The 21,298-nt window shown below is 61.6% G+C and carries 22 protein-coding genes; 15 read left to right on the top strand and 7 right to left on the bottom strand.

Annotation, left to right across the window (positions count from 1 at the left end; translation table 11 throughout):
• Nucleotides 1–24: 24 nt before the first annotated feature.
• The gene (gene gluQRS, locus BLU85_RS24745; RefSeq protein WP_092204267.1) at nt 25–906 is read right to left on the bottom strand and encodes a tRNA glutamyl-Q(34) synthetase GluQRS; all 882 of its coding nucleotides are present in this window, start codon (nt 904–906) and stop codon (nt 25–27) included.
• Between the two features lie 235 nt (nt 907–1,141).
• The gene (dksA, locus tag BLU85_RS24750; RefSeq protein WP_003205639.1) at nt 1,142–1,585 is read right to left on the bottom strand and encodes an RNA polymerase-binding protein DksA; all 444 of its coding nucleotides are present in this window, start codon (nt 1,583–1,585) and stop codon (nt 1,142–1,144) included.
• A 338-nt stretch (nt 1,586–1,923) separates the two neighbouring features.
• Here dksA and BLU85_RS24755 point away from each other — a divergent pair, with 338 nt between their 5' ends.
• Nucleotides 1,924–3,096: a pyridoxal phosphate-dependent aminotransferase gene (locus tag BLU85_RS24755; protein WP_092204268.1), complete on the top strand. Its 1,173-nt coding sequence runs from the start codon at nt 1,924–1,926 to the stop codon at nt 3,094–3,096.
• The gene (sfsA, locus tag BLU85_RS24760; RefSeq protein WP_092204269.1) at nt 3,096–3,851 is read left to right on the top strand and encodes a DNA/RNA nuclease SfsA; all 756 of its coding nucleotides are present in this window, start codon (nt 3,096–3,098) and stop codon (nt 3,849–3,851) included. Before BLU85_RS24755 ends, sfsA begins: the two co-directional genes overlap by 1 nt.
• On the opposite strand, the gene BLU85_RS24765 is transcribed toward sfsA, so the two are convergent.
• Nucleotides 3,807–4,124 carry a Rieske (2Fe-2S) protein gene (locus BLU85_RS24765; protein ID WP_092204270.1) on the bottom strand — a complete coding sequence of 106 codons (318 nt, stop codon included), beginning with the start codon at nt 4,122–4,124 and terminating at the stop codon, nt 3,807–3,809. The two genes, sfsA and BLU85_RS24765, sit on opposite strands and share 45 nt — an antisense overlap.
• 255 nt (nt 4,125–4,379) lie before the next feature.
• On the opposite strand from BLU85_RS24765, the gene BLU85_RS24770 reads away from it, so the two are divergent.
• From BLU85_RS24770 to BLU85_RS24785, 4 genes are read left to right on the top strand one after another with little or no spacing between them, the layout of a single operon-like run.
• Nucleotides 4,380–5,258, top strand: coding sequence for a heme/hemin ABC transporter substrate-binding protein (locus BLU85_RS24770; protein WP_092204271.1), 879 nt, complete (start codon nt 4,380–4,382; stop codon nt 5,256–5,258).
• A gap of 50 nt (nt 5,259–5,308) precedes the next feature.
• Nucleotides 5,309–6,292: a FecCD family ABC transporter permease gene (locus tag BLU85_RS24775; RefSeq protein ID WP_170847640.1), complete on the top strand. Its 984-nt coding sequence runs from the start codon at nt 5,309–5,311 to the stop codon at nt 6,290–6,292.
• Nucleotides 6,292–7,059, top strand: a complete 768-nt coding sequence (locus tag BLU85_RS24780) for a heme ABC transporter ATP-binding protein (RefSeq protein WP_092204273.1) — start codon at nt 6,292–6,294, stop codon at nt 7,057–7,059. The genes BLU85_RS24775 and BLU85_RS24780 overlap by 1 nt, the downstream gene beginning before the upstream one ends.
• Nucleotides 7,060–7,081: 22 nt before the next feature.
• On the top strand, nt 7,082–7,930 hold the full coding sequence (locus tag BLU85_RS24785) for a ChaN family lipoprotein (RefSeq protein ID WP_092204274.1): 849 nt from the start codon (nt 7,082–7,084) through the stop codon (nt 7,928–7,930).
• A gap of 222 nt (nt 7,931–8,152) precedes the next feature.
• Here BLU85_RS24785 and BLU85_RS24790 read toward each other — a convergent pair whose 3' ends face one another.
• The 3 genes from BLU85_RS24790 to BLU85_RS24800 form a co-directional block, all read right to left on the bottom strand.
• Complete coding sequence (locus BLU85_RS24790) at nt 8,153–8,425, bottom strand: TfoX/Sxy family protein (RefSeq protein WP_003205623.1); 273 nt, start codon at nt 8,423–8,425, stop codon at nt 8,153–8,155.
• A gap of 223 nt (nt 8,426–8,648) precedes the next feature.
• On the bottom strand, nt 8,649–8,990 hold the full coding sequence (locus BLU85_RS24795) for a pentapeptide repeat-containing protein (RefSeq protein WP_060740600.1): 342 nt from the start codon (nt 8,988–8,990) through the stop codon (nt 8,649–8,651).
• 91 nt (nt 8,991–9,081) lie between these two features.
• A complete protein-coding gene (locus tag BLU85_RS24800; RefSeq protein WP_092204275.1) occupies nt 9,082–10,638 on the bottom strand; it encodes a bifunctional aminoglycoside phosphotransferase/ATP-binding protein in 1,557 nt (518 codons plus the stop codon).
• A gap of 119 nt (nt 10,639–10,757) precedes the next feature.
• On the opposite strand from BLU85_RS24800, the gene mrcB reads away from it, so the two are divergent.
• The 3 genes from mrcB to BLU85_RS24815 are packed head-to-tail and all read left to right on the top strand — an operon-like array spanning nt 10,758 to nt 14,141.
• The gene (gene mrcB / locus BLU85_RS24805; RefSeq protein WP_092204276.1) at nt 10,758–13,076 is read left to right on the top strand and encodes a penicillin-binding protein 1B; all 2,319 of its coding nucleotides are present in this window, start codon (nt 10,758–10,760) and stop codon (nt 13,074–13,076) included.
• A gap of 16 nt (nt 13,077–13,092) precedes the next feature.
• The gene (locus tag BLU85_RS24810; RefSeq protein WP_092204277.1) at nt 13,093–13,812 is read left to right on the top strand and encodes a tetratricopeptide repeat protein; all 720 of its coding nucleotides are present in this window, start codon (nt 13,093–13,095) and stop codon (nt 13,810–13,812) included.
• Nucleotides 13,812–14,141 carry a YqcC family protein gene (locus BLU85_RS24815; protein WP_092204278.1) on the top strand — a complete coding sequence of 110 codons (330 nt, stop codon included), beginning with the start codon at nt 13,812–13,814 and terminating at the stop codon, nt 14,139–14,141. Before BLU85_RS24810 ends, BLU85_RS24815 begins: the two co-directional genes overlap by 1 nt.
• Nucleotides 14,142–14,147: 6 nt before the next feature.
• On the opposite strand, the gene BLU85_RS24820 is transcribed toward BLU85_RS24815, so the two are convergent.
• On the bottom strand, nt 14,148–14,570 hold the full coding sequence (locus BLU85_RS24820) for a DUF4124 domain-containing protein (protein ID WP_170847639.1): 423 nt from the start codon (nt 14,568–14,570) through the stop codon (nt 14,148–14,150).
• Nucleotides 14,571–14,971: 401 nt separating this feature from the next.
• Between BLU85_RS24820 and BLU85_RS24825 the strand changes: the two genes are divergently transcribed.
• The 6 genes from BLU85_RS24825 to msrQ all read left to right on the top strand — a co-directional run bounded on the left by BLU85_RS24825 (nt 14,972) and on the right by msrQ (nt 20,951).
• On the top strand, nt 14,972–16,696 hold the full coding sequence (locus tag BLU85_RS24825) for an acetolactate synthase 3 large subunit (protein WP_060743130.1): 1,725 nt from the start codon (nt 14,972–14,974) through the stop codon (nt 16,694–16,696).
• Nucleotides 16,697–16,698: 2 nt separating this feature from the next.
• Nucleotides 16,699–17,190, top strand: a complete 492-nt coding sequence (gene ilvN, locus BLU85_RS24830) for an acetolactate synthase small subunit (RefSeq protein ID WP_003205610.1) — start codon at nt 16,699–16,701, stop codon at nt 17,188–17,190.
• 44 nt (nt 17,191–17,234) lie between these two features.
• Nucleotides 17,235–18,251: a ketol-acid reductoisomerase gene (gene ilvC, locus BLU85_RS24835; RefSeq protein ID WP_024779611.1), complete on the top strand. Its 1,017-nt coding sequence runs from the start codon at nt 17,235–17,237 to the stop codon at nt 18,249–18,251.
• Nucleotides 18,252–18,396: 145 nt separating this feature from the next.
• A complete protein-coding gene (gene pssA, locus BLU85_RS24840; RefSeq protein ID WP_092204280.1) occupies nt 18,397–19,242 on the top strand; it encodes a CDP-diacylglycerol--serine O-phosphatidyltransferase in 846 nt (281 codons plus the stop codon).
• A gap of 75 nt (nt 19,243–19,317) precedes the next feature.
• Nucleotides 19,318–20,331 carry a protein-methionine-sulfoxide reductase catalytic subunit MsrP gene (gene msrP / locus BLU85_RS24845; RefSeq protein WP_092204281.1) on the top strand — a complete coding sequence of 338 codons (1,014 nt, stop codon included), beginning with the start codon at nt 19,318–19,320 and terminating at the stop codon, nt 20,329–20,331.
• Nucleotides 20,331–20,951: a protein-methionine-sulfoxide reductase heme-binding subunit MsrQ gene (msrQ, locus tag BLU85_RS24850; protein ID WP_092204282.1), complete on the top strand. Its 621-nt coding sequence runs from the start codon at nt 20,331–20,333 to the stop codon at nt 20,949–20,951. The genes msrP and msrQ overlap by 1 nt, the downstream gene beginning before the upstream one ends.
• Nucleotides 20,952–21,298: the final 347 nt, after the last annotated feature.

Here is a 21,298-nt window from a genome sequence, read left to right on the forward strand (position 1 = left end):
ATGGGCGCCAAGCTGCAAGGGCCGTCAACGTATTTGCGCTTCGGGCAGGCTCAGTGTGCGCGGGATCTTGCCCGCGTCCCAGTGGCGAATGCCCCAGGCCAGCAGTTCCCGTGGGTTGGCGTCGTCCAGTTCGGGCCCCGGTTGCTGGCCCAGCGCGCGCAACGCCCGTAGCAGCAGCGGCGTGGCCTGGTCGGCCGCCAGTGGCGGTGAACGGTAGGATTTGCCGAGCTTGTGCCCGTCGGGCTGGGTGATCAACGGCACGTGCAGGTAACGCGGTTGTGGCAACCCGAGCAGTTCTTGCAGGTAGAGCTGGCGCGGCGTGGAGTCCAGCAGGTCGGCGCCGCGCACGATATCGGTCACCCCTTGCCAGGCGTCGTCCAGGACCACGGCCAATTGATAGGCATAGAGTCCGTCGCGGCGGCGGATCACGAAATCACCGACTTCACGGCCCAGGTGCTGGCGGAATTCGCCCTGGACCCGGTCGGTGAAGTGGTACTCGAGCTCGGGGACGCGCAGGCGGATGGCGGCGTCCTCGGTGCCGTGCCCGGCATTGCGGCACAGGCCCGGATAAATGCCCCGGTACGCCTCCAGTTGCTTGCGCGAACAGGTGCAGGCATAGGCCAGGCCCTGGCTGAACAGCCGGTTGATGACTGGGTCGTAGGCGTCATGGCGCTCGCTCTGGCGAACCATTTCGCCGTCCCATTCAAACCCGTAGCTTTCCAGCGCCTTGAGAATCGCCGCTTGCGCGCCCGGTTCTTCCCGGGGCGGGTCGAGGTCTTCCATGCGCAGCAACCAGCGGCCGTCCACGGCCCGGGCATCCAGGTACGATGCCAGTGCGGCGACCAGCGAACCGAAATGCAGGTGGCCGCTGGGGGTGGGGGCGAAGCGTCCGATGTAGGCAGTCATAGGGCGAATGTTACTGGGTCCGGGCGGTGGGCGTGCAATCTCGACAACAAAGCATATCCCCTTGTGGGAGCGAGCTTGCTCGCGATAGCGGCCTGTCAGCCACATCACTGTTGGCTGACCCACTGCTATCGCGAGCGAGCTCGCTCCCACAGGGGGGGCACCAAAACGTGGGGGTAAATATCGGAAACAAAAAACGGAGCGTATGAACGCTCCGTTTCGATAACAGCTCCGGCGATTACTTGCCGACCTGTTTTTCCTTGATTTCCGCCAGGGTCTTGCAGTCGATGCACAGGTCGGCGGTCGGTCGGGCTTCCAGGCGACGAATGCCGATCTCGATGCCGCAGGACTCGCACCAACCGTACTCTTCGTCTTCGATCAGTTGCAGGGTCTTGTCGATTTTCTTGATGAGCTTGCGCTCACGGTCACGGGCGCGCAGTTCGAGGCTGAACTCTTCTTCCTGACTGGCACGGTCGGCCGGGTCGGGGAAGTTGGCCGCTTCGTCTTTCATGTGATCCACGGTGCGGTCGACTTCCTGCATCAAGTCCTGTTTCCACTTGTTCAGGATCTTGGTGAAGTGCGCGCGCATGGGGGCGCCCATATACTCTTCGCCAGCTTGCGGGACGTAAGGCTCAAACCCGCTGAGCGACTGATTTTGATTTTGCTTTGCTTGGGTGGGCATGAATGGACCGCCTCTACTCTTGTAATCCACTACGCAGGATTGCTCCATCACCGACACCTGCCGGCCCTGCGGCTGCAAGCGGGCGAACTTACCAGATCAAATCGGGCCGCGCTACTCCCGGTTGTCGAGCCTGCGGCGGCCGGGGCCTGTAAAACGTGGCCGGGTTCGCTTCGGTGGGGATCTAAACCTGCTCAATGCTTGATTCTAGTCAAGCCTGGGCCAATCGCGGGAGTCATTTCCTGCAATTCGAGGGCTCAGACCGCTTTGGCCTCGCGCGTGTTCCCGCAGTTGTTCCCGAGTTGGGTAGAATCGGTTCTTTTTCCCCTGAAGGAAGGCCAATGGCTCAGCCCTACAGTGCGCGCAGCCGCGCCATCGAACCTTTCCATGTGATGGCGCTGTTGGCTCGCGCCAACGAACTGCAAGCCGCCGGGCATGACGTTATCCACCTGGAGATCGGCGAGCCGGACTTTACCACCGCCGAACCGATCATCCAGGCCGGCCAGGCCGCGCTGGCGGCGGGCAAGACCCGTTACACCGCGGCCCGTGGCATTCCCGAGCTGCGCGAAGCCATCTCCGGTTTCTATGGTCAGCGCTACGGGGTGGACATCGATCCTCGACGGATCATGATCACGCCGGGCGGCTCCGGCGCGTTGCTGCTGACCAGCGCCTTGCTGGTGGACCCGGGCAAGCATTGGCTGTTGGCCGACCCCGGCTATCCGTGCAACCGTCATTTCCTGCGCCTGGTGGAAGGCGCGGCGCAATTGGTGCCCGTGGGGCCGGACGTGCGCTATCAATTGACGCCGGACCTGGTGGACCGTCATTGGGACCAGGACAGCGTCGGTGCGTTGGTGGCCTCGCCAGCCAACCCGACCGGGACGATTCTCACCCGGGACGAGTTGGCAGGGTTGTCCAAGGCCATCAAGGGCCACAACGGCCATCTGGTGGTGGACGAGATCTATCACGGCCTGACCTATGGCACCGACGCCGCCAGTGTGCTGGAAGTCGACGACGACGCCTTTGTCCTTAATAGTTTTTCCAAGTACTTCGGCATGACCGGCTGGCGGCTGGGCTGGTTGGTGGCCCCTTCGGCGGCCATCGGCGAGCTGGAAAAACTTGCGCAGAACCTCTACATCAGTGCGCCGAGCATGGCCCAGTATGCCGCCCTGGCCTGTTTCGAGCCCGCCACCATCGAAATCTTCGAGCTGCGGCGGGCCGAGTTCGCGCTGCGCCGCGACTTTCTGCTACCGGCCTTGCGGGAATTGGGCTTCGGTATCGCGGTGGAGCCCCAAGGGGCGTTTTACCTCTATGCCGATATCAGCACCTTCGGCGGCGATGCCTTTGCGTTCTGCCAGCATTTCCTGGAAACCGAACACGTGGCCTTCACCCCGGGTCTGGATTTCGGCCGTCACCAGGCCAGCCACCATGTGCGGTTCGCCTACACACAGAGCTTGCCGCGGCTACAGGAAGCGGTGGCGCGAATCGAACGTGGACTGCGGAGCTGGCAAGGCTGATGCGTTTCTCCCCTGCGTTGGAAGAAGGTCGTCTGATTCGACGTTACAAGCGTTTTCTCGCTGATATCGAGACCGTTCACGGCGAACTCCTCACTATTCACTGCCCCAACACCGGCTCGATGCTCAACTGCATGGCTGAAGGCGCGCGCGTCTGGTTCAGTCGCTCCAGCGACCCCAAGCGCAAGTTGCCCGGAACCTGGGAAATCGGCGAAACCCCTCAAGGGCGGCTGGCCTGCATCAATACCGCACGCGCCAACGCCTTGGTCGAAGAAGCCTTGCGCGCCGGAGTCATCAGTGAACTGAACGGGTTCACCGGGCTCAAGCGTGAAGTGGCTTATGGCATGGAGAACAGCCGCATCGATTTTCGCCTGGACTACGCTCAAGGCTCGGCCTGGGTCGAAGTCAAAAGTGTCACGTTGGGTTTCGATGGCACCCAAGTGGCGGCGTTTCCCGATGCGGTCACGCTGCGCGGAGCCAAGCACCTGAGGGAGCTGGCCTGCCTGGCCCGGGAAGGTGTGCGAGCGGTGCAGCTGTATTGCGTGAACCTGAGCGGCATCGAGGCCGTGCGCCCGGCACACGAGATCGACCCGGTATACACCGCAGCCCTGCATGATGCGGTGGCGGCGGGGGTGGAAGTGTTGGCCTACGGAGTTACGCTGACGCCCGAGCAGATGTGGGTGGACCGTGCGTTGCCAGTGTTGCTCACGACGCTAGAGTTCGACCCAGATGCCTTGCTCGTCCTCCCGGCTGTCTAGCGCGGCCAGGAACTGGCCGGCGCAGGGGCCGGCCACGCATTCACCGCTCTCGATCAGGAACAGCGCGCCGTGAGTGGCGCACTGGATCAGGCTGGCGCTGGGGTCGAGGAACTGGTCGGGTTGCCACTCCAGTGGCACGCCCCGGTGCGGGCAGCGGTTGAGATAGGCATACACCTGGCCGGCGCGTCGCACGGCCAGCACCTTGCGCCCATTGAGGTCGAAACCGCGACTGCCGTTTTCGGGCAGTTCGGCGGCGGTACAAAGAAACTTCATGTGTGTCTCTATATATCTGTCGGAGTGAGCCTCTGTGGGAGCGAGCTTGCTCGCGATAGCGGTCGATCAGCCAACATTAAGGTGACTGGTACACCGCTATCGCGAGCAAGCTCGCTCCCACAGGTTTGGTGTGGCAAAAGATCCACCCTTGACGCTCAAATGAAAACAATTATCAAATGGCGCTTCCTTCGCAGGTGGTCGAGGATACTTGGCCCGGCCCGGTCCTGCGAAAAACTTCTTTGAGGAAGCTGCCCGATGCGTCTGAACATCCGCGTTGTTGCGCTCTGTGTCGCACTGTTGGTCAACCAGGGGGCCAGCGCGGCTGAATCGCCGCAGCGTTGGGTCAGCGCCGGCGGCGCCTTGTCGGAGTGGGTCAGCGCGTTGGGGGGCGAGTCGAAACTGGTGGGCGTGGACACCACCAGCCAGCATCCTGAATCCTTGCGGGCCCTGCCCAGCATTGGCTATCAGCGACAACTGTCCGCAGAGGGCGTATTGAGCCTGCGTCCGCAGATCCTGGTGGGCACCGAGGAAATGGGGCCGCCACCTGTGCTGGCGCAAATCCGCGGCGCTGGCGTAAAGGTCGAATTGTTCTCGACCACGCCAGACCTGCCGACCCTGCAGGGCAACTTGCAGCACCTGGGGCAATTGCTGGGGGCGCAGGCCGAGGCGACACGGTTGTTCGACCGTTATCAGGAACAGCTCGCCCAGCAGCAGGCCCGGGTGACCGAGGCCCAGCGCAAGCAAAAGGCTCCCGGCGTATTGCTATTGGTAGGCAGTTCCGGTGGCAAGCCACTGGTCGCTGGCAAGGGCACGGCTGCCGATTGGCTGTTACAGCAGGCCGGCGGTCACAACCTGGCGACCCACAGCGGCTATAAATCCTTTTCAGTGGAAACCCTGGCCAGCCTGAATCCTGAAGTGCTGGTCTTCGCCGACCGAGCCTTGAGTGGTGAAGAAGCCCGTGCGGCGCTGTTCAGGGAAAATCCGATTCTTTCCTCGACCCGAGCCGCCAGGGACGGGCGCGTCATGGAGCTCGACCCGACGCTGCTGGTGGGCGGATTGGGCCCGCGGCTGCCGCAGAGTCTGGTGAAACTGACGGCAGGCTTTTATCCGGCTGAGCCGGCCGCGGCGCCATGACTTCGTCGGTCAAGCCTCGCACCTTGTTTATTGGCCTGGGCCTGCTGTGTTTGCTGACGACCTGGCTGTCCCTGGCCCTGGGGCCGGTGAGCCTGCCGCTGCTGGACACCTTGCGCGCCGCTTTGCGGCTGTTGGGCCTGCCGGTCGCCGCCGATGGCCTGGAACAGGCCGAACTGATCCTCGGCCAGATCCGTTTGCCACGCACTCTGCTGGGCTTGGCGGTGGGCGGGGTGTTGGCGTTGTCCGGTGTGGCGATGCAGGGGCTGTTCCGTAACCCGCTGGCAGACCCGGGGTTGGTGGGCGTGTCCAGCGGTGCGGCGTTGGGCGCAGCCGTCGCCATTGTCGGTGGCTCGGCGCTGGGTGGATTGCCCGAAGCCTTCGGCCCTTACGTGTTGTCGTTGTGTGCGTTCCTTGGCGGGCTCGGCGTTACGGCGCTGGTCTATCGCCTCGGCCGCCGCAATGGCCAGACCCATGTCGCGACCATGCTCCTGGCCGGCATCGCCCTGACCGCGCTGTCCGGTTCCGCCGTCGGCCTGTTCACCTACCTGGCGGACGACGCGACCCTGCGCACCCTGACGTTCTGGAACCTGGGCAGTCTCAACGGCGCCAGTTACGCGAGGTTGTGGCCGCTGTTGCTGGTCAGCGCCGGCGTGGCGCTCTGGCTGCCACGCCGAGCCCGGGAACTCAATGCGCTGTTGCTGGGCGAGTCCGAGGCAGCCCATTTGGGCGTCAACGTCGAAGCCCTCAAGCGTGAGCTGGTATTTTGTACGGCCCTGGGGGTTGGCGCGGCGGTGGCGGCGGCGGGCATGATCGGTTTCGTCGGGCTGGTGGTGCCGCATCTGGTGCGCCTGGTGGCCGGCCCCGACCACCGTGTGTTGCTGCCCGCTTCAGTGCTGGCGGGGGCAAGCCTGCTGTTGCTCGCTGACTTGGTGGCACGCTTGGCGCTGGCCCCCGCGGAATTGCCGATCGGCATCGTCACGGCCTTCATCGGTGCGCCGTTCTTCCTCTATCTATTGGTACGAGGGCGCGGCTGATGTTGCGAGCACAAAACCTGCACATTCAACGTGGCCGCAAAACCGTGCTGGCGGACATCGATCTGCTGCTCAACCCCGGCGAGGTGCTCGGTGTGCTCGGGCCCAACGGTGCGGGCAAAAGTACCTTGCTGGCGGGCCTGTGTGGCCAATTGCGACCGAGCCAGGGGCAGGTCTGGCTCGAAGACCGTCCACTGGCCCAATGGCAGGGGGCCGAGCGCGCCCGTCGCCTGGCGGTCTTGCCGCAGTCCTCGACCCTGGATTTTGCCTTTCGCGTCGAGGAAGTCGTCGGCATGGGGCGCCTGCCGCATCAGAGTGGTCGGCTGCGCGACGAGCAAATCGTCGCCGCTGCGCTGCAAGCGGCAGACGCCGCGCATCTGCACGGTCGCAGTTACCTGGCGTTGTCCGGTGGCGAACGCCAGCGGGTGCATCTGGCACGGGTGTTGGCGCAGTTGTGGCCGGGTAAAGCGGGGCAGACCCTGTTGCTGGACGAGCCGACCTCGATGCTCGATCCGCTGCATCAGCACACCATCCTCCAGGCGGTACGTGAATTCGCCGGTCGCGGCGCCGCTGTGCTGGTTATCCTGCATGACCTGAACCTGGCGGCGCGCTACTGTGATCGCCTGTTGCTGCTCGCGTCCGGTCGACCGGTGGCCCTGGACACGCCCCGGCACGTGCTGCGTCCGGAACCGCTCAAGGCGGTGTTTGGCCTGGATGTGCTGGTGCAAGACCATCCGGAGCGCGGGCATCCATTGATCATCGCCCGTTGAGGGCGCCCTGGAGGATACGGACGTGCGCCTGCTCCTGATTCTGGCATTGAGTGTATTGACGGCGTGCCAGAGCATCGCCCCGCCCCCGCTCGGCGGACGGATTCGTGATTTGCACAACGGCCAGGCCGTGACGCCACAGGCACTGGTCGAACGCCTGGCAAAGGCGCCTCGGGTGGTGGTAGGGGAGCGGCACGACAATCCTGACCACCAGGCGCTGCAGCTATGGCTGCTCCAGGCCTTGGCCGGACAGCGGGCCCAGGGCAGCCTGTTGCTGGAAATGCTCACCCCCTCCCAACAGCCACGCGTTGATTCGGTCCGCCAACTGCCCGCCTTGCCCAAGGACCTGCCCGACGCGCTGGCCTGGTCCCCCGGCTGGGATTGGAGCCTGTACGGACCCATCGTCGAGTTTGCCCTGGCGCAACGCTATCCATTGCTGGCCGCCAATCTGGACCCCGCCGAGATCCAGCGTTTCTACCGACAAACGCCCAGCTTGATGGGCGCGCGCGCCAATGCCGCCACGGTGAAAGACGCGTTGTTGGGGCAGATCCGTGAATCCCACTGTGGTTTGCTGCCAGAGTCGCAAATGCCACCGATGCTGGCCGTGCAGCAACAGCGTGACCGGCGCATGGCCGAACGCCTGCTGCAAGCGCCGACACCGGCATTGTTGTTCGCGGGCGCCTGGCATGGGCGAAAAGATGTCGGCGCGCCGCTGCACGCGTTGGACCTTGGTGCCAGCGAGGCACCGATCGTCCTGATGTTGGCCGAGGAGGGCAGTGACGTGACGTCGGCCATGGCGGACTACGTGTGGTACACCCAGGCCATGCCGCCCCAGGATTATTGTGCGCAGATGCGTGAACACATCGGTAAGTGATATCGCAGGCAAAAAAAGACCCGGCAAGAGCCGGGTCAAATAACCGTGATTAGCCTGATGAGGAGATATCTGAGAGTCCGAACCAAGGGCTGTTCAAATATCGGCCAGTCTCGCGACTGGATGTGGTAATCATAGCGATTCTCATTACCATGTCAAACATTGTTTTTGCGATTCGTCGAAATAACCTCGCGGCCAGGGTTCGCACTGGAAACGAAAGGGGCATCAGGCTTTGTGACGCGTCGAAATGGCGTCCAGCTGTTTATTCAGGGCTTCCTTGCGTTCAGCGGGGATGTCGTTCCAATGCACATCCATCAACGCACCCTCGATGGCGTACAGCAACACCTTGGACGCCCGGAAGCCGCGCGTGCGCACCGCGCGATAGGCGTCCACCGCCCCAAGCCGGCGTAGATCGGAAGCGCTGTGGATACCCACGGCGTGCAGCCACTGGGCCGACGTCTTGCCCAGATTCTTCAGGTGTTGCAGTTCATCATTCATCGAGCCTCCTTGCGACGGCCGACTGGTGCGGTGGGCAAGCTTCTGAGCAGTGTAGCGGTCAGTAGGAAAAGCGTGATTCTTTGGTGGGATTCGATGCAAAAGCTTCTAATGCATTACGCACGATGAGGAGGGAAAAGACTGCATTCTCCAGCGCAAGCGGGGGCGCTGGAGGTCTGTTCGGTCGTGGCGGGTCCGCGCGTCGGCCGGCCCGGTTCAGGCACCGTCAGCGGGTGCGGTAGCGCAGCCGGGTGCCGAAGTTCATCGACATCAGGATTTCATCCGCAGACAGTTCGGGCGGAAAGTAGGCGCCGGATATCTGCGCATGGGCCAGGCTCGCGCCTTCCAACGACGACTTGCGAAAATCGATGCCGCGCAAATCGGCGGAGCGGAAGTAGGCGTCGCTGAAGTCAACGTCGTCCGCGTTCAGTTCCCGCAGGTCAAGGCCTCGAAAATCGCCGCCGCGCATGTCGACCGGACCTTGTGGGCGTTCGCTGTTGAACCCGGCGATATCATCTTTGCGCAGCAAGGCATAAAGCGGGGTACCGAGAAGTTTGGGAAGGCTCATTTCATATCACCTGATGGTTTTATGACGCCAGTATAGTGCCACTATTTGACAGCCGTGAAGCCGGACATCGCTTCACGGCCGAAATAATGATCTACAGGCCTGGCAGGCGCTGGCGGATCTGCGCGACCACGACGTCGAGCGTACCGCTTTCGTTGGTTTGGACCCGTTTGCTGCAGAGAATTTCCGCCGGGGTCAGGGCTTCACGGCTGGACTGTTGTGCGGCGATGACTGCCAGGTTCGCATCGGAGGGGTCTTGTTGGTCGGCCTGGCGCTGTGCCAGCCGGCTTTCGATGACCGCTTGCGGCGCGTCGCAGTCGAGGATCAGGAACGGAGCGCCCGTGGCCTCGGCGACTTTTGCCGCGGCGTCGCGCTGATCGTGTTTGAGGTAGGTGGCGTCGATCACTACTGGGAATCCGGCGCGCAGGATCGCCGCGGCGACTTCATGCAGGCGGGCGTAGGTGGCGCTGCTGGCGTCGTTGCTATAGATGCCGGCTTGTGGATCGTTGGGAACCTGTTGCTGGCCGAACAGGCGTTTGCGCTCCACGTCCGAGCGCAGGCGAATGGCGCCCAGTGCCTCTACCAGGCGCATCGCGACATGGCTTTTGCCAACGGCCGAAACACCGTGGGTGATGGCCAGGAAAGGCGATGGAATGGTGCTGTAGCTTTCGGCCAGGTTGGCGTAGTTGCGGTATTGGCGCAGGGTGGTGGCGCGCTGCACCGGATCGGCTTCGGCCGGCATGCTGAACAGCGCGACTTTTGCCCGGACGAGGGCGCGGTAGGCTTTATAGAAGTTCAGCAGTTCCAGGCCCTGGTAGTCGCCGGTCAGTTCCAGGTACTGGCTGACGAAACGCCGCGCCAGGGACTTGAGACCACGGTCCTCCAGGTCCATCGCCAGGAAGCCGGTGTCGGCGTAGACGTCGGTGAAACGGAACGGTTCGTTGAACTCAATGCAGTCGAAAATCACCACCTTGCCGTCGATCACAGTGGCGTTGCCCAGGTGGATATCGCCGTGGCATTCGCGGATGAAGCCTTCGGCCTTGCGCTGGGTGAGCAGCGGCTTGAGGCGTTCGAAACTGCTTTCGGCCCAGGCTTGCAACGCTTCGAGTTGCAGCAGGTCGGCCTTGTCGTTGAGGAACGGGCGGATCTGTTCGAAGTTCTGCAGCACCGGCGCCATCACGCTTTGCGGGGTACCGGCGGCGTTTTCGGCGGGCACCTCGGGCGTGGAGAGGTGGAACTGGGCGATCTGGGCGGCCATTTCGTCGATGTGCGCGGTGGTCAGTTCGCCGTTGGCTTGCAACGTGCTGAGCAATTGGCTTTGCGGGAACTGACGCATCTTCAGGGCGTATTCGATGGCCGGACCGTCGCCACCCAGTTGTGGTGCTTCGACGCTACCGGTAATCGGCAGGACGTCCAGGTACAGGTCTTGGGTCAGGCGCTGGTTCAGGCGTAACTCTTCGCCGCAGAAATGCTGGCGCGCCTCGAGGCTGGTGAAGTCGAGGAAACCGAAGTTGACCGGTTTTTTGAATTTGTAGGCGTATGGCCCGGTGAGCAATACCCAGGAAATGTGGGTTTCGATGACCTGGAACGCTTCGACGGGATGCGGGTAGAGGGCCGGGTTTTGCAAGGCGGCGATCAGGGATTGGCTCACGGGCGGTCCTTCAGAGTCTGGGAAAATTCAAGGCCGTCATTATGGCGGCAAGCCGCGCTAACGCAAACCGCGTGGCGGGCTCATGTTGAACCGCGGCAAAGTGCGTATAATCCGCCGCCATGACTCGTACCCGAACCCCCCGAACCCCCAAGAAACCACCCGCCAGCCGCCTGCGGCCCTGGCTGGGCTGGGCCCTTAAACTCAGCCTGGTGGGCCTCGTCGTGCTCGCCGGTTTTGCGGTCTATCTCGATGCCGTGGTCCAGGAGAAATTCTCCGGCAAGCGCTGGACCATCCCGGCCAAGGTCTATGCCCGGCCGTTGGAGCTGTTCGTCGGACAAAAGCTGAGCAAGGACGACTTCCTGACCGAACTCGATGCCTTGGGTTATCGCCGTGAAAGCGTGGCCAATGGCCCGGGTGCGGCCTCGGTCAATGGCAATACCATCGACCTCAACACCCGTGGTTTCCAGTTCTATGAAGGCATGGAACAGGCGCAACCGGTGCGGGTGCGTTTTTCCGGTGACTATGTGGCTGCGCTGACCGGCGCCAACAACGCGAGCCTGTCGGTGGTGCGCCTTGAACCGCTGCTCATTGGCGGCCTGTACCCCAAGAACCTCGAAGACCGGATCCTGATCAAGATCGACCAGGTGCCGCCGTTCCTGCTCGACACGCTGATCGCCGTCGAAGACCGCGACTTCTATCATCACTTCGGCGTCTCGCCCAAGTCGATCGCCCGGGCCATCTGGATCAACACCTCTTCGGGTCATATGCGCCAGGGCGGCAGTACCCTGACCCAACAGCTAGTCAAGAACTTCTACCTGACCAACGAGCGCAGCCTGACCCGCAAGCTCACCGAAGCCATGATGGCGCTGTTGCTGGAGCTGCACTACGACAAACAGGAGATTCTGGAGGCGTACCTCAACGAGGTCTTCGTCGGCCAGGACGGTCAACGGGCGGTGCACGGTTTCGGCCTTGCCAGCCAGTTCTTCTTCAGCCAGCCGCTGTCCGAGCTCAAGCTGCATCAGGTGGCGTTGCTGGTGGGCATGGTCAAGGGGCCGTCTTCCTACAACCCGCGTCGTAATCCGGAACGTGCCCTCGAGCGGCGCAACCTGGTGCTCGACCTGCTGCAACAACAAGGTGTGGCGACGGCCGAGCAAGTCGAAGCCGCGAAAAAGATGCCGTTGGGCGTGACCAAGCGTGGCAGCCTGGCGGACAGTTCGTTCCCCGGCTTCATGGACCTGGTCAAGCGTCAGCTACGGGAAGACTACCGCGACGAAGACTTGACCGAAGAAGGCTTGCGCATCTTCACCAGTTTCGACCCGATCCTGCAGATGAAGGCCGAAGCCTCGGTCGAGGACACCTTCAAACGGCTGGGCGGACGCAAGGGTGCCGACGAAGTCGAAGCGGCCATGGTGGTGACCAACCCGGAAACCGGCGAAGTCCAAGCCATGATCGGCAGCCGCCAGGCCAGTTTCGCCGGCTTCAACCGGGCCCTGGATGCGGTGCGTCCGATTGGTTCGCTGATCAAGCCGGCGGTGTACCTCACCGCCTTGGAGAAACCGAGCCAGTACACGCTGACCAGTTGGCTGTCGGACGAGGCGTTCTCGGTCAAGGGCGCGGATGGCCAGGTCTGGAAACCGCAGAACTATGATCGTCGTTCCCACGGCACGGTGTTCCTCTATCAGGGGTTGGCGCATTCCTACAACCTGTCGACGGCTCGCCTCGGGCTGGAAGTCGGCGTGCCGAACGTACTCAAGACCCTCGCGCGCCTGGGCGTAAGCCGCGAACTGCCGGCTTTCCCGTCGATGTTGCTGGGGGCGGGCGGGCTGACGCCGATAGAAGTGGCGGCGATGTACCAGACGCTGGCCAACGGCGGTTTCAATACGCCGATGCGCGGGATCCGCAGCGTGCTGACCGCCGATGGCGAGCCGCTCAAGCGTTATCCGTTCCAGATCCAGCAGCGCTTCGATCCGGCCTCCATTTATCTGATCCAGAGCGCGATGCAGCGGGTCATGCGTGAAGGCACCGGCAGTTCGGTTTATAACGTGTTGCCCCGGACCCTGACCCTGGCGGGCAAGACCGGGACCAGTAACGACTCGCGCGACAGTTGGTTCGCCGGTTTCAGCCAGGACTTGTTGGCGGTGGTCTGGCTCGGACGCGATGACAACGGCAAGACCCCGTTCACCGGCGCCACTGGCGCGTTGCAGGTCTGGACCAGTTTCATGCGCAAGGCCGACCCGTTGCCGCTGGACATGCCGCAACCGGACAACATCGTCCAGGCCTGGGTCGATTCGCGTACTGGCCAAGGCTCCGACGCCAATTGCCCGGGCGCCGTACAGATGCCGTATATTCGCGGCAGCGAACCGCCACCCGGTGCAGCCTGTGGCGGCACGAATCCCGCCGAATCGGTGATGGATTGGGTCAAGGACTGGATGAATTAAGCAAAGAGGGTTTCAAGTGAACAAGTGGTTGATTCCAGCGGTAACGGCCGTGGCTTTGCTCAGTGGTTGCTCTACCGTACAGCGCGGTTCGATTCCGGTCGTCGACTCCGGCACGGCTGTGTCCAACAGCGAGCGGGTCTCGGCCAACGGCGGTTTCCGTCAAACGACGGTGAAGCGGCCTGTGCAAGGCCAGGTCCAGGCCATCCCGCAGGGTGACACCGGTGTCGTCGTGATGGTGCCCGGCGGTGGTGCGACAACCTCGGTGCCGATCAGCAGCACGCCGATCACGCCGGGCCCGATCACGCCAGGGCCTATCGAAACTTCGCCGATCGATCAGGGCAGCTACAGCATGCCTTCGACGCCGAGCAGCGTCCCGTCGGCAAGTTCCGGTGGTTTGTCCGCCGATGAACAACTGGACGGCCCGGTGCTGGCCCTGCTGACCACGGCGCAACAGCAACAGGCCGGCGGTGACCTCAACGGTGCGTCCTCCAGCCTGGAGCGCGCCCAGCGTGTAGCGCCGCGTGAACCCCAGGTGCTCTATCGCCTGGCCCAGGTGCGCATGGCCCAGGGCGATGCGCCGCAAGCCGAACAACTGGCCCGCCGTGGCCTGACATTCTCCAGTGGTCGCCCGGCGCTTCAGGCCAGCCTGTGGGAATTGATCGCCCAGGCCCGTGAGAAACAAGGCGATTCCGCTGGCGCGGCGCTGGCCCGTCAAAAGGCCAAGGTTTCGCTCTGATGGATAGGCGTTTTCCCCAAATCGCCGATCAGTTGCTGCTGATCGAGCGGGAGCTGCGGGTCCAGGGTTGGTGGAGCGAGGTATCGCCTTCGGCCGAGGCGCTGGCCAGTGTGGAGCCGTTCGCGGTCGACACACTGGATTTCGAGCAGTGGCTGCAATGGATTTTCCTGCCCAGGATGAAAGCCATCCTGGAAAACGATCTGCCGCTGCCCAACGCCTCGGGCATCCTGGCCATGGCCGAGATGGTCTATGCCCAGCGTCCCGGGCAGGGCGTGGCGTTGCAGCGGCTGTTGGCGCAATTCGATCAGATGATCAGCAACGTCGGCTGACCGACGTCACTGACAGTGCTCATCGATCTGCTTGCGGGTTTCCTCGATGCGCTGGCGCCGCTCTTCGTCATTGAGGCGGCGCATTTCCCCTTCCACGTCTTCACGTACCCGCGGGTTGTTCTGCAGCTGCGCCAGGTTGGTCCTGGCCTGCTCGCAAAACGCCTTGAGCTGGGCTTCCTGCTCGGCAATCTGTTTCTTGACCTCTTTATCGATCGCCTTCTGGTCGCCAATGACGCCGCCGGAAGGCGGCGCGGGCGGTTTGGCGACGGATGGTGAGGACTTGATCACGGTCGTGGCCTCGGCGTCCTGGGGCGGCTGGGATCCGAAGTGGGTGACACCTTGGGCATCCACCCATTTGTAGACCTGGGCGGCCATGCACATCGGGCTCAGGCCAACCAGCAGGCTGGCCGTCAAGAAGATCATTCGCATGCTGTTTCCTTGTCTTGGGTTGCGCAATTGAAGCTAACACAGTTGCCGTTTAAGGGTTTTTTCTTGCGTTCTCATGCGCTTACTTCGAATAAAGCACATAGACGACTTGACTTGAAGGAGGCGAAACAGAAGAATCCAAAGTCCGCTGTAGAGGGACTGCCAGAAGCAGACCCACTCGGCAGATCATGAGGCGCACATCCGCGCCGACCTGTTACACCCGCAACGCGTTACCTCGCGCTGGGTGGGAAAGGCCCGCAACACTTGGGACGATCCCAATACTTGCTCAGTCAGTGCTGACGTAGTCGGCGACCACCGTCGCTCATGCTCTGCCGAGAAGTAAACCTATTAAGACCCGTCCCCTTTTTGTGGGTCGGTATTCTGGCGTTTTAGAGGTGAACAACGTGGAGCTTTTATCTGGCGGTGAGATGCTCGTCCGCTTTTTGCGTGACGAAGGCGTCAAATATATCTACGGGTACCCCGGTGGTGCTCTTCTTCATGTCTACGATGCCCTGTTCAAAGAACCGGAAGTGACCCACATCCTGGTTCGTCACGAGCAGGCGGCCACCCATATGGCTGATGGTTATGCCCGTGCTACCGGCAAGGCCGGCGTGGTCCTGGTGACGTCCGGTCCTGGCGCCACGAACGCCATCACCGGTATCGCCACCGCGTACATGGACTCCATCCCGATGGTGATCATCTCCGGCCAGGTGCCCAGCACCATGGTGGGTACCGATGCGTTCCAGGAAACCGACATGATCGGTATCTCCCGGCCGATCGTGAAGCACAGCTTCATGATCAAGCACGCGTCGGAAATCCCGGAAGTCATGAAGAAGGCTTTCTACCTGGCTGAATCCGGTCGTCCGGGCCCGGTCGTGGTCGATGTCCCGAAAGACATGACCAACCCGGCCGAGAAGTTCGAATACATCTTCCCGAAAAAAGCCAAGCTGCGTTCCTACAGTCCGGCGGTCCGTGGTCACTCCGGGCAGATCCGCAAGGCAGCCGAAATGCTGCTGGCGGCCAAGCGGCCTGTGCTGTACTCCGGTGGTGGCGTGATCCTCGGCGGTGGCTCCGCGCCGCTGACCGAACTGGCCAAAATGCTCAACCTGCCGGTCACCAATACGCTGATGGGCCTGGGCGCCTTCCCAGGCACCGACCGTCAGTTCATCGGCATGCTCGGCATGCACGGCAGCTACACCGCCAACCTGGCGATGCACCACGCCGATGTGATCCTGGCGGTCGGCGCGCGTTTCGACGACCGTGTGATCAACGGCCCGGCGAAGTTCTGCCCGAACGCCAAGATCATCCATATCGACATCGACCCGGCGTCCATCTCCAAGACTATCAAGGCAGACGTGCCGATTGTTGGTCCTGTCGAGAGCGTGCTGACCGAAATGGTCGCCATCCTCAAGGAAATCGGCGAGGTTCCGAACAAGGAGTCCGTGGCTAGCTGGTGGAAGCAGGTCGATGAATGGCGCGGCGATCGCGGCTTGTTCCCTTATGACAAGGGCGACGGCAGTGTGATCAAGCCGCAGACCGTGATCGAAACCCTGTGCGAAGTGACCAAGGGCGATGCCTTTGTGACCTCCGACGTGGGTCAGCACCAGATGTTCGCGGCGCAGTACTACAAGTTCGACAAACCCAACCGCTGGATCAACTCCGGTGGCCTGGGCACCATGGGCTTCGGTTTCCCGGCGGCCATGGGTATCAAGTTGAGCTTCCCGGATGCCGACGTCGCCTGCGTCACCGGCGAGGGCAGCATCCAGATGAACATCCAGGAACTGTCCACCTGCCTGCAATACGGTTTGCCGGTGAAGATCGTGATCCTGAACAACGGTGTGTTGGGAATGGTTCGCCAGTGGCAGGACATGAGCTACGGCAGCCGTCACTCGCACTCCTACATGGAATCGCTGCCTGATTTCGTCAAGCTGGCGGAGGCCTACGGTCACGTTGGCGTGCGCATCACCGAATCGAAGGATTTGAAGTCGAAGATGGAGGAAGCGTTCGCCATGAAGGATCGCCTGGTGGTGATCGATATTGCGGTCGACACCAGCGAGCACGTCTACCCGATGCAGATCAAAGACGGCTCCATGCGCGATATGTGGCTGAGCAAGACGGAGCGTACCTAATCATGCGACACATTATTTCCTTGCTTCTGGAAAACGAACCGGGTGCGCTGTCTCGTGTTGTAGGCCTGTTCTCGCAGCGCAACTACAACATTGAAAGCCTGACCGTGGCGCCAACCGAAGACCCGACCCTGTCGCGTCTGACGCTGACCACCGTGGGGCACGATGAAATCATCGAGCAGATCACCAAGAACCTGAACAAGCTGATCGAGGTGGTCAAGCTGGTGGACCTGTCGGAAAGCGCTCACATCGAGCGCGAACTGATGCTGGTCAAGGTCAAGGCCACCGGCGCCCAGCGCGCCGAGATCAAGCGTACTACCGATATTTATCGTGGGCAGATCGTCGATGTCAGCGCCAGCGTCTATACCGTTCAGTTGACCGGTACCAGCGACAAGCTCGACAGCTTCATTCAATCGATCGGCACTGCCTCGATTCTGGAAACCGTACGCAGTGGCGTCACCGGGATTGCCCGTGGCGACAAAGTACTGAGCATCTAACCAAATTAGCGAATGGCCTGAACGGCCGGATATAGGGGAAATTCATGAAAGTTTTCTACGATAAAGACTGCGACCTGTCGATCATCCAGGGCAAGAAAGTCGCCATCATCGGCTACGGTTCCCAAGGTCACGCCCAGGCGTGCAACCTGAAGGATTCCGGCGTTGACGTGACTGTCGGCCTGCGTAAAGGCTCGGCCACCGTCGCCAAGGCCGAGGCCCATGGCCTGAAAGTGGCTGACGTGGCTTCCGCCGTTGCCGCTGCCGACCTGGTCATGATCCTGACTCCGGACGAGTTCCAGGGCGCCCTGTATCGCGATGAAATCGAACCGAACATCAAGAAAGGCGCGACCCTGGCCTTCTCCCACGGTTTCTCGATCCATTACAACCAGGTCGTGCCGCGTGCCGACCTCGATGTGATCATGATCGCGCCGAAGGCCCCGGGCCACACCGTGCGTTCGGAGTTCGTGAAAGGCGGCGGTATCCCTGACCTGATCGCGATCTACCAGGACGCTTCGGGCAACGCCAAGAACGTGGCCCTGTCCTACGCTGCCGGTGTGGGTGGCGGTCGTACCGGCATCATCGAAACCACCTTCAAGGACGAGACCGAAACCGACCTGTTCGGCGAGCAAGCCGTTCTGTGTGGCGGTACCGTCGAACTGGTCAAGGCCGGTTTCGAAACCCTGGTCGAAGCGGGCTACGCGCCAGAAATGGCTTACTTCGAGTGCCTGCACGAACTGAAGCTGATCGTTGACCTCATGTACGAAGGCGGTATCGCCAACATGAACTACTCGATCTCCAACAACGCCGAGTACGGCGAGTACGTGACCGGTCCGGAAGTGATCAACGCCGAATCCCGCCAGGCCATGCGCAACGCCCTGAAACGTATCCAGGACGGCGAATACGCCAAGATGTTCATCAGCGAAGGCGCCACCGGCTATCCTTCGATGACCGCCAAGCGTCGTAACAACGCTGCGCACGGCATCGAAATCATCGGTGAGCAACTGCGTTCGATGATGCCATGGATCAGCGCCAACAAGATCGTCGACAAAGCCAAGAACTAAGTCGCGAACTTGAGTCGAAAAACGCGGCCTTGGCCGCGTTTTTTCGTTTGGGCGATGGGTTCTGGTATAAAGCTGCATCGTTTGCGGCCGAACCGTCGTCCCAGACATCTGTCGAATTTTTTCACACCGTTGCAAGGTATTGCCCATGAGCGAACGTCCCGACGAGCCAAACCAGGCTCCTGACGCCGAAAGCCTGTTGCCCATCGATGAGCACGTCGAAGAAGGCCATGACGCTGAAGGCCGTAAGGTCCGGCATCGTGGCATCTATCTGCTGCCGAACCTGTTCACCACCGCGAACCTGTTCGCCGGTTTCTATTCCATCATCAACTCCATGAGTGCCCAGGCTGCCTTGAGCGCCGGTGATAGCGCAGGGGCGAGCCGTTACTTCGCCTTCGCCGCCATTGCCATCTTCGTCGCCATGGTGCTCGATGGCCTGGACGGGCGTGTTGCCCGCATGACCAATACCCAGAGCGCGTTCGGCGCCGAGTACGATTCACTGTCCGACATGGTCGCGTTTGGCGTGGCTCCCGCCTTGCTGGCGTTCGGCTGGGCGCTGGGGGACATGGGCAAGGTCGGCTGGATGGTTGCCTTCATCTATGTGGCGGGTGCGGCGTTGCGCCTGGCTCGTTTCAACACCCAGGTCGGCAAGGCTGACAAACGTTACTTCATCGGCCTGGCCAGTCCGGCCGCGGCGGGTGTGGTGGCCGGTGTGGTCTGGGCATTCAGCGACTACGGCATCCAGGGTTCGAAAATGTCGTTCCTGGTAGCGCTGCTGGTTGCCGCGGCCGGGATGCTGATGGTCAGCAACATCAAGTACAACAGCTTCAAGGAGCTGGATCTGAAGGGCCGTGTGCCATTCGTGGCGATTCTGGCGGTGGTGCTGGTATTCGCGGTGGTGTTCAGTGATCCGCCGCGTATCCTGCTGCTGGTGTTCCTCGCCTATGCCGCTTCCGGCCCGGTGCAATATTTGTTGCGTCTTCGCCGACGCTAAACGTTGTCTTAATGTAATTTCCCCCATACTCCGCAGTCTATTGGTGCATCTGCCCTCCAATACTGCGGAGTTGTCATGCTGATCAAGATCCCCAAGTCGTCCGACTGCCGTGAATCGGACGTCACGCCCGAATCCCTCTATCTATCCCGTCGTCAGATGCTCGGTGCAACCATGGCGGGTCTCGCCGTGAGCAGCTTGCCGCGATGGGCCAGCGCTGCTGAAGCGGCGCGTTATGCCGAGGTCGAGCCGGGCAAGGCGCCGTCCTGGTTCGCCGAGAAATTGCCCTCCGTCCAGTGGGAGGCGGTCACGGTCAAGAACGAGTCCATCACACCGTTCAAGGACGCGACCCATTACAACAACTTCTATGAGTTCGGGACCGACAAAGGGGACCCGGCAGCCAATGCCGGCTCCTTGAAGACCGAACCCTGGAGCGTGGTCGTGGACGGGGAGGTGGGTAAGCCGGGGCGCTATGGGTTGGAAGACTTCATGAAGCCTTATCAACTGGAAGAGCGGATTTATCGACTGCGCTGTGTCGAAGCCTGGTCGATGGTCATTCCGTGGATCGGTTTTCCCATCTCGGCATTGCTCAAGCAGGTCGAGCCGACCTCCAAGGCCAAGTACATCCGCTTCGAAACCTTGCGCGACCCCAAGGTCATGCCGGGGCAGCGTTCCGGTTTCGCCTTGATCGACTGGCCGTATGTGGAAGGCTTGCGATTGGACGAGGCGATGAACCCGCTGGCCATCCTCGCGGTCGGGATGTACGGGCGGGAGTTGCCGAATCAGAACGGCGCGCCACTGCGCTTGGTGGTCCCGTGGAAGTACGGTTTCAAAAGCGTGAAGTCCATCGTGCGCATCAGCCTGGTGAGCGAACAGCCGAAAACCACCTGGCAAAGCATCGCATCTGATGAATACGGCTTTTATGCCAACGTCAATCCAACGGTCGATCACCCTCGCTGGACCCAAGCGCATGAGCGTCGTTTGCCCAGTGGGCTGTTCAGTCCCAATGTGCGCGATACGCTGATGTTCAACGGCTATCAGGATGAAGTCGCTTCTTTATACGCAGGGATGGACCTGAGGAAGGACTACTGATGCGTTTTCCATTCTGGCGAATGAGCGTCTTCATCGCCGCGGCAGTCTGGCCGTTGCTCTGGCTTTACGAAGCCTTGATGAATGCGTTGGGCCCAGACCCGGGCAAAGTGCTGGTGGATCGGCTCGGGTTGGGGACGCTGATTTTGCTGCTGATCACCTTGAGCATGACGCCGTTGCAAAAATTGACGGGGTGGGCGGGGTGGATTGCGGTCAGGCGCCAGTTGGGGTTGTGGTGTTTTGCTTATGTGACGCTGCATTTAAGCGGGTATGCGGCGTTCATACTGGGGTTCGACTGGTCGCAGTTGGGCGTCGAGTTGAGCAAGCGGCCTTACATTATTGTCGGGGCGCTTGGGTTTCTCGGCTTGCTGGTGCTGGCGGTCACATCCAATCGCTACAGCCAGCGCCGACTTGGCGTGCGCTGGAAGAAATTGCATCGCCTGGTGTATCTGATTCTGGGGCTTGGGTTGCTGCATATGCTGTGGATCGTGCGGGCTGATTTGAAGGAGTGGTCGATATACGCCTTTATCGGGGCCGTATTGTTGATGCTCAGAGTCCCGCCGGTTATGCGCCGGATCCCGCGTTTGCTGGGTAGGAAAGTCCCTTCTGCAACAAAAGCGTAATTAAGGGTTGACGGCAGATTCTGGAAGTCTATAATTCGCCCCACTTCCGGCGCAGTCGAAACGGAAAACTCCTTGAAATTCAACGAGTTAAGTAGGTTTCGAAGGTGCGGGGCTTCAGTTCATCGAAGCCCGGAAGGCGCAGATAGAACAGTGTTGTTTGGCTCTATATGCGGTTCGATCCTCTCGGTCGAAAGCGGTGAAAAAGAGGTGTTGACAGCAGCGAGTAACGCTGTAGAATTCGCCTCCCGCTAACGAGAGATCGGAAGCGCAAGTGGTTGAAGTTGTTGATGTTTCGGAAGCGAAACTTTGAAAACTTCTGAAAATAACCGCTTGACAGATACACGGGG

The organism is Pseudomonas sp. NFACC14, assembly GCF_900106885.1.
In the GTDB taxonomy this organism is placed as follows: Bacteria; Pseudomonadota; Gammaproteobacteria; order Pseudomonadales; family Pseudomonadaceae; genus Aquipseudomonas; species Aquipseudomonas fluorescens_AA.